Here is an 8,473-nt window from a genome sequence, read left to right as displayed (position 1 = left end):
GTAAGTTTTGTTCACAACATTATAAGGAAGTTTCAGGCAAAGCCTTGCTGTGTTTACAGCTAAAGCTTTTAACCGCTTCATTATTTCAAACTTATCAACAGCCATATACAATTTCAGATTTTAGATTGGCGATTTTGGATTTAACTTTTATATCAAATTGTCTTATTTATTAAACCATCTATAATTTTATTTTTACAAAAATTTAAAAGAAACCTTGAATTTAAAAAAATCTAAAATCTAAAATCGGCAATCTAAAATTGCCTCCTGCCGTTTATTATCTCCAGCAGCTCCTGATGTATTAATCCATTGGTTGCAACTATTTGATGTTGATAAGGGGAATATTTATCACCATTCATATCTGTAACTTTTCCACCAGCTTCCTGCACCATTAAAAATCCAGCAGCACTGTCCCATGCCGATAATTTGTGTTCGTAAAAACCATCAAATCTTCCTGCAGCCACCCAGCATAAATCAATGGCGGCACTACCCAACCTGCGTACCGGCACGCCTTTGCGTATCAATTTTTCAAAAACCTCTAAAGGCCCGTTGGGGGCATCTAAATAAGTGTAAGGAAAACCGGTAACTAAACAACTATTAATAACTTCCGATTTATTACCCACTTTAATTTTTTTATCATTTAATGTGGCACCTAAGTCTTTTTCGGCAAAAAATAATTCATTCAAAATTGGAGCATACACTGCACCCATTATCATTTCACCATCTTTTTCTACTCCAATACTTACACAGCAAATTGGAATGCCGTTGGCAAAATTAATAGTGCCGTCAATAGGGTCGATGATCCATTTATATTCGCTGTTGGTGATTATCTCACCCGTTTCCTCACTTAAAATAAAATGATCGGGAAAGTTTTTTTGAATAATATCAATGATGGCTTTTTCGGCCGCATGATCTGCTTCTGTAACTGGATTATTGATACCTTCCTTATTAGTAATAGTAAATTCGCCATTAAAAAATCGTTGTAATTCTTTTCCGCCGGCATTTACAGCTTCCAAAAGTATTTTTTTTATCATGCCGCAAAGATAAAGTTCGATTTTGGATTTATGATTTTAGATTTAGGTATGCCAATAAGCAATTTGTTAATTTTAATAGTATTTATTCACCATTGCCCATTCGCCATTCACCTCTGCATTTTGAATAATGGAATAAAAAATCGTATTTCGCAGATAATAACTTACCCCAATTGCAATTATCAGTTATCATAGTAAACTTTAACGTAAAATATTTTTTAGAGCAATGCCTTTGCTCGGTAATAAAAGCCTGCAACAATATTGACGCAGAAATTTTTGTAGTAGATAATAATTCTACAGATGGCAGTAAAGAATTTCTTACACCAAAATTTCCTTCGGTAAATTTTATATTTAATACTGATAATACAGGTTTTGCCAAAGCCAACAACCAGGCGCTGGCAAAAGCAAAAGGTGATTATATACTTTTTTTAAACCCCGATACCATTGTACCGGAAGATTGTTTTGAAAAATGTATCCGGTTTTTTCAATCGCAAACCAATGCCGGGGCTTTGGGCATACACATGATTGATGGTACAGGTAAATTTTTAAAAGAAAGTAAAAGATCGTTTCCCTCGCCACTTACTTCTTTATACAAACTGTCGGGGCTTACAAAACTGTTTCCGCATTCTAAAACATTTTCAAAATATCATTTGGGTAATTTATCCGAACATGAAAATCATGAAGTGGATGTGCTGGCCGGGGCATTTATGATGATACCAAAAAAAGTTTTAGACACCACTGGAAGTTTTGACGAAACATTTTTTATGTACGGCGAAGATGTGGACTTGAGCTACCGCATACAAAAAGCCAGCTATAAAAATTATTATTTTGCCGAAAGTACCATCATTCATTTTAAAGGAGAAAGTACAAAAAAAGGCAGCTTGAATTACGTTCGTTTATTTTATAATGCCATGAGTTTGTTTGTAAAAAAACATTACAGTGGAAGCCGTGCAGGTGTTTTTAATTTTTTAATTCAAACCGGTATTTTTTTACGGGCAACACTAACAGTCATCGGCAAATTTTTGCAAAAAATTGGATTGCCATTATTAGATGCCGGTATAATTTTTATGAGTTTTTGGTTGATTAAATATTTATGGAACACTTATATCCGTAAAGAAGTGAATTATTCTCCCAATATGCTCATCATTGCGTTTCCGGTGTTTACCATAATTTTTTTAATTGCATCCTATTACTCCGGTTTGTATGACAAAGGATATAAACAATCGCAGCTTAACCGCTCCACAATACTTTCGGCATTAGTTTTATTAAGCTGTTACGCTTTGTTGCCAGAAAGTATCCGCTTTTCCCGGGGCATTTTAGTATTTGGAATAGTAATGGCATTTATTGTGATGAGTTTATTGCGGCGATTATTTATAGAATGGAATTTATTAAACAGGATAGATGATGACAACGGCTACCGCCAAACAATAATTGTTGCAGCCGAAAATGATTTTAAAACAGTTACTGAAATAATGCATAATGCCGGCATGACGGAAAAAGTTTTAGGACGCATTGATAATAACCTTACCAGTTCCAGCAAAGCGTTGGGAAGTTTGCAGCAAATAAATCATCTTATTAAAATGTACCCGGTAAAAGAAATAATTTTTTGCGAAGATATTTTAAGCTTTAAAGAAATCATAGCTGCTGTTCAACAGTTGCCAGCGGGAATGCTTAATAAATTTCATGCATCGGGCAGCAGCAGTATTATTGGCAGCGATAATAAAAATGCAAGCGGAAAGTATGTAAGCATCAATAATAAATACACCATTGCAGATGCCGTTAATAAAAGAAATAAAAATTTGCTGGATGTTATTGCTGCAGTTGTTTTTATACTAAGTTTTCCCGTTCACCTGGTGCTGCAAAAAAAACCGCTGCAATTTTTTAAAAATACCTTTTCAGTTTTATTCAGAAAAAAAACATGGATTGGGTATGCCCTATTACCTAATAATAAGTTACCGCCAATAAAAAAAGGAATACTTACTTCTACTGCATTGCCCCAACGGGTAAACGATTTGCCTGAAGAAAGTTTATTGCTTTCAGATGAATGGTATGCTACTTATTATTCTGCTGCCACAGACTTAAAAAAAATTGTAAGGGGATATAAATATTTATGTTTTTAAAAGCAGCAATTATTTTAATTGTTGGGTAAATTCCTGTAGTATTTTTTTATACTCCTCCTGGTAAATAAAAGTATTTGTAAAAGAAAAACTGCAAGCCTTTTGTAACGCACTGGGTAATGAAAAATTACTTTGCGGAACGCTTAAAAACATTTTTCTCTCCATTAAATATGCAGCCAGGTATTCCTGCTCCGTTTGCCCCGGTGTAGCAACAAGAATTGCTTTTTGCTGCAGTCTTATTAAATCCATAACAGACGTGTAGCCGCTTCTGCAAATAACTATGTCTGATTGTTGAATTGCTTTGTTTAATGCTGTGGCTGAAAGATGATTGGCAACTGTTATTTTATTTTCATCATCGTAAATAAATTCTTCTTCTGCTGAATTTTTTGGCAGACCTTTAACCATTGCCACTTTTCCCGAAAAAGATTTTAATTCTTGCAATAACAGGTTTTCTAAAATTGTTCTTTGTGGTTCCGGCCCGGAGAGTAAAATTAAAAGGTCATATTTTTTTTCAACTGTAGTTTTTTCAAATCTTGACAATGGTCCTAAATACTTTACCGGCGTTTCGGGTAATTTTTTTGGATGAGATAATTCTCCTGCAAGATTATTTTCTGCTGCAGTATCGGGCACCCAGCAGGCGCTATATTTATTAATAAAAAAATAATGAATTTTTTGTGCAAGCCATTCTGTAAAACTGTTGCCGGTTTTTATTTGCAGTTGATGCGTAATATAAATGCAGGGAACTTTTGAAGAATATAAACCCAGCCGGTTATCTGATATTACCGCATCAATTTTATATTCGGCAATTGTTTTATCAAGCCAAAAATTTTCTTTAAAAACAACCCATAATAGTTTGGGAAACTGTAATAATAACTTTAGTGGAAGCCAGAATTTGTTAGTGCTGTACCTAATGTTGTACCCTTTTATTTGCGTAAAAACCACATTTTTAAATTCCTTTTCTAATAAATTTTTTGTAGGTCCATCAGCAGCTATTATTACTTCAAAATTCAGATTGGTAAGTGCATAAATTACTGGAATACAACGTGTGGCGTGGCCCAAGCCCCAATCTAAAGGGGCAACCAGCACCCGTTTTTTTTTCGCCCCTATGTTATATTTTCAAATTTCATTTTAAGAAAACAATAAATTATTGTGAAAATAGTTTAACTTGAGTAATATAACACAATGCAAAACCTATTTAAAATTACATTATTACTTACGTTGATTGTTAGTTTGGCAGTTACTGGTTGTTCTTCTTCAAAAAAAGGACAATGCGGATGCCCAAGCAAAACTGGAATGATAGGATATTGAGAAGTAAGGAGTATTGTTTTAACCGCCAATTTCATTATGAACAACTCTAACCGGGATTTACTGGTATTGTTTAACCAGGAGCTAATGTCTCCCCAAGCAATTGAGCATGAAGTAGAACAACTTCATGGCCTATTGTACACGGTTGAAGCCCTCGACAACATTGTTGTAGCCCACGAGGTGATTGACATGAACAAATACAAAATTTTTAGTGATCAGCAACATCTTCGTGATGTTTTCAGACAAAGAGAATTAAAACCTTTTGTGTTTTTGAATTGCAAGAATTAATTTTTTTAAATTAATTTAATCAACGCAGTCTTCAACATCTTCAGCATTTCATCTATCTCATCTGTTTTACAGGTGCCAACACTCAGCCGGTACCAGTTACTGCTTTTTGCAGCCCCAAATGCATAAAACGGAACAATAGCAATTTTTGCTTCATTCAAAATATAAGCAGTTACGTCACTTTGAGTTTCTAAAATTTTGCCATCAGCATTTTTTTTGCCCACTAAATTTATTTGTATAGTAAGATAAATAGCAGCCTGCGGTGCAACAGCATCAACAGTAAAACCATCTTTTTTTAACTGGATAAATCCATTGTAAATGCGGCGCAATCTTTGTTCAATTGCATGTTTAAACTTTTTTGTATAGTTGTTTACGTTTTCAGTTTGCCCCAAATAATTAGCAACAGCTTTTTGTTCTGCCATAGGCGCCCATGCCCCAACATGACTGTTGATAGCTTTCATTTTATTTATTAAATGTGTAGGCCCCATGCTCCAGCCAACTCTTACACCTGTTGCTGCAAATGCTTTACTTATACCATCAATAAAAATGGTGTAAGGTTTCATTTTTGGGTTTATAGAAACAGGGTTGTAATGTTCTGTTTCGCCAAATGTAAGTGTCCAGTATATTTGATCGTACAGTAAGTATAATTTTTTTTCATTGGCACCACGCTGTTCATTTTCTGCAATTACCAAATCGCAAATGGCCGAAAGTTCTTTTTTTGTAAATGTTGTACCTGTTGGGTTTAGCGGCGAACAAACGGCCAGTAATGCCGCACCTTTTATGTGTGGTTTTATTTCTTCGGCAGTTGGCATAAAATTATTTTCCAGTTTGGTCTCGATCATTACATGTTCTGCCTCAGTAAAATGTACATAATGATTATTATTCCAGCTGGGCACCGGGTAAATTACTTTATCGCCTTTATCAACTATTGCACGAAAGGCTGCATAGATAAGCGGCCTGCCACCGGCGGCAATTAATATTTCGTTGGTAGCATAATTTATTCCTTCTCTTGCCAAAATAAAATGGGCTACAGCTTCCCGTAATTCTAAAATTCCATCGGCAGGCGGGTAAGTGGTATAATGATTTTTATAAGCGCTGATGATTTCGTTTTCTAACTCCTGCGGTATGGGAAAAACAGACGAATCAAAATCTCCTACTGTAAAATTGTAAATTTTATCACCCTGTTTTATTTTTTCTTTTATCTCTGCACCAAGGCTAACAATTTCTGATCCTATTAAAGTTTTGGCTAACTGGCTTAAATTTTCTGAACTCATAATCATCTTTTAATAAAAAGCAAAAGTAAATTTTAAACATGGGTAAAACAAAAAACCTGCTGAATGAATTCACTCAACAGGTTTTTGTATAGTGAACAAATTTATTCAACGGGTTTATAGGAATTGAAAATTTTCATCGGCGTTGCTTCTGCCAATTTTTGATACGCCATCCATTTTGTTGTAAAAAAAGTATTGGCTTTTTCTATTGCCTGCGCTACCAATGCTTCGGCAACTTCCACCTGGTTTAATTCCTGTGCATCGGGTATTTTATTTTTCCCCAGTATTTCTCCTCTTGCGGCCTGCATTTTTTCGTTTACGGTTAATTGATAAACTGTGCCATAGCCCTGTTTTTCCTGCGGCTTGCCAAAAATAAAATTGCGGATACTTTTTACAGAGTCTGTCATTGCTTTACCTGCTTTTCGTAAACTGTCAGCTTCTTTGCCTTCTATATTTTTTAACTGAGCTTCTATTTTTGCTATGGTTTCATCAGCTTCGGTTAAACGGTCAGTTATCTCTGTAAGTTTTAATGCACTTTTTTCTAAACGTTTTAATAAAACCATTTTTGCATCGTAAACATTTTTATCATTGGGCACATTAGGGTCGGCATTTACAACAATCATAGTTGAATCGGCTGCTGTACCTAAATTAACCACTACTTTATATGTACCGGGATAAACAGGCATTCCAAAATTTACCGGCTCCGGCGAATTGGGTTTTGGTTTTGCAGAACCCGGCTGACGGATACCTTTTGTTTCGAACCTCCAGTAATTTCTGTTGAAGCCACTATCGGCTTTAATTTTTGTTGTTCTTATTAATTCATTGGCACTGTTATAAATTTTTACTGTAGCAGAATCGTTGGAGGAAGATTTTTTACTGCTTGCGGTGTCTTTACCAGCAATAACCGAAATAGAATTTCTCGGCACATCAACGAAAAAAGAATAGGAAGCTCCACGGTTTCTGTTTTGTCCTTCATACATTCCCCAGGTACTCCAGTCGTAACCCGGCGCAGATTTATAAGTTGCCTGGTATGCTGTTGGTGCTTCAAATACGGTTAACGTTTTTGTAAATGCAGCACCATTATTGGCAGCAGCTTTTCTTAATGGCCTAATATCATCTAAAATATACATTGCCCTGCCAAAAGTTGCAATACATAAATCTGCTTCTCTTTCCTGTATAGCCAAATCGTAAGTGGATACTGAGGGATAACCGTTTTTCCATTGTTGAAAATTTGTACCATTATCAAAACTTACCCAAAGCCCCTGCTCAGTTCCTGCAAAAATTAAATTGGGTTCTGTGGGGTCCTGTATCATGCATAAAGCATAACCTTTTACTTTATTTTCATCTATCATCCGCTCCCATGTTTGTCCATAATTTTTGGTACGAAAAAAATACGGTTTAAAATCGCCACGTCGGTAATCGTTACAAACAACAAAAGCTTCGGCAGCATTAAAGCGGCTTGAAGTAATTTGTGGTATCCATGCACCCAAAGGCATACCCGGTATTTTTCCTCTAAAATTTGTCCATGTTTTTCCGCCATCTTTTGTAAGTTGTACATTGCCATCATCGGTGCCTGCCCAAATAACTTTATTATCTTTTGATGATGGTGCAATACAAAGAATAGTATTATAATTTTCTGCGCCGGTAATATCAACTGAAAGCCCGCCATTATTTTCCTGGTTTTGCTGTTGCTTATTATCGGTTGTTAAATCGGGTGATATAGTTTGCCAGCTTAATCCTTTGTTATTGCTTTTATGTAAAAACTGGCTGGCATAATAAATTGTTTTTGCATCTGTGGGGTCTTGTGCAAAAGCGGCGTTCCAGTTAAAACGTAAATAAGTTTTTGCATCTGGCGTGGGGGGCTTTATTCTCATTTCTTCACCTGTTACCACATTTCCTTTTTGCAATTCGCCTTCCTGGCTCATCGAATAAATCCAGTCGTTATTTTCGGGATCTGGAGCCGCATCAAAACCATCCCCACCCGATAAATTATTCCAGTAAAAATTTCTTATACTTCCATTCGTCCACGTGTATGCAGGGCCGTGCCAGCTTCCGTTATCCTGCATGCCCCCCATAACATTGTAAGGCATTTTATTATCAACATTAATATGATAAAATTGTCCCACAGGAATTTGATCGCTGAAGATCCAGTTTCTTCCTCTGTCACGGCTAATGCCAATACCACCATCGTTACCATCAATTATAAAATTAGGATCGTTGGGGTTTATCCAAAATGCATGATGATCGGGATGAATGCCACTGTAAGGAATTACTGTGCTGAAAGTTTTTCCGCCATCTTCACTCATCGTTATTGTTTGGGTGATATTGTATAAACGGTTTTCATTTTTAGGATCAACTTTTATATCCTGAAAATAAAATGCCCTGTTAGTTACATCTGTTTTATTGCTGTTTACCAGCTCCCACTTAAAGCCGCCATCATCAGTTTTGTATAAACCATTTTTTGTGG

At 35.7% G+C, this 8,473-nt stretch carries 5 protein-coding genes; 1 reads left to right on the top strand and 4 read right to left on the bottom strand.

What is annotated here, in order from left to right:
* Positions 1-251 precede the first annotated feature (251 nt).
* Positions 252-1,031: an inositol monophosphatase family protein gene (locus tag ACY65O_RS10590; protein WP_462220826.1), complete on the bottom strand. Its 780-nt coding sequence runs from the start codon at positions 1,029-1,031 to the stop codon at positions 252-254.
* 170 nt (positions 1,032-1,201) lie between these two features.
* Between ACY65O_RS10590 and ACY65O_RS10585 the strand changes: the two genes are divergently transcribed.
* Entirely contained in the window at positions 1,202-3,148 is a 1,947-nt protein-coding gene (locus tag ACY65O_RS10585) for a glycosyltransferase family 2 protein (RefSeq protein ID WP_462220825.1), read from the top strand.
* Between the two features lie 9 nt (positions 3,149-3,157).
* Here ACY65O_RS10585 and ACY65O_RS10580 read toward each other — a convergent pair whose 3' ends face one another.
* The 3 genes from ACY65O_RS10580 to ACY65O_RS10570 all read right to left on the bottom strand — a co-directional run.
* Positions 3,158-4,231, bottom strand: a complete 1,074-nt coding sequence (locus ACY65O_RS10580) for a glycosyltransferase (protein WP_462220824.1) — start codon at positions 4,229-4,231, stop codon at positions 3,158-3,160.
* 512 nt (positions 4,232-4,743) lie between these two features.
* The gene (locus ACY65O_RS10575) at positions 4,744-6,009 is read right to left on the bottom strand and encodes a pyridoxal phosphate-dependent aminotransferase (protein WP_462220823.1); all 1,266 of its coding nucleotides are present in this window, start codon (positions 6,007-6,009) and stop codon (positions 4,744-4,746) included.
* A 101-nt stretch (positions 6,010-6,110) separates the two neighbouring features.
* On the bottom strand, positions 6,111-8,473 hold a 2,363-nt coding region (locus ACY65O_RS10570; RefSeq protein ID WP_462220822.1), incomplete at its 5' end, for a WD40/YVTN/BNR-like repeat-containing protein.

This window comes from Ferruginibacter sp. (assembly GCF_031430955.1).
In the GTDB taxonomy this organism is placed as follows: domain Bacteria; phylum Bacteroidota; class Bacteroidia; order Chitinophagales; family Chitinophagaceae; genus Ferruginibacter.
Note: the sequence above shows the minus strand (reverse complement) of the source record. Positions and strands in the feature narration are given on the sequence as shown.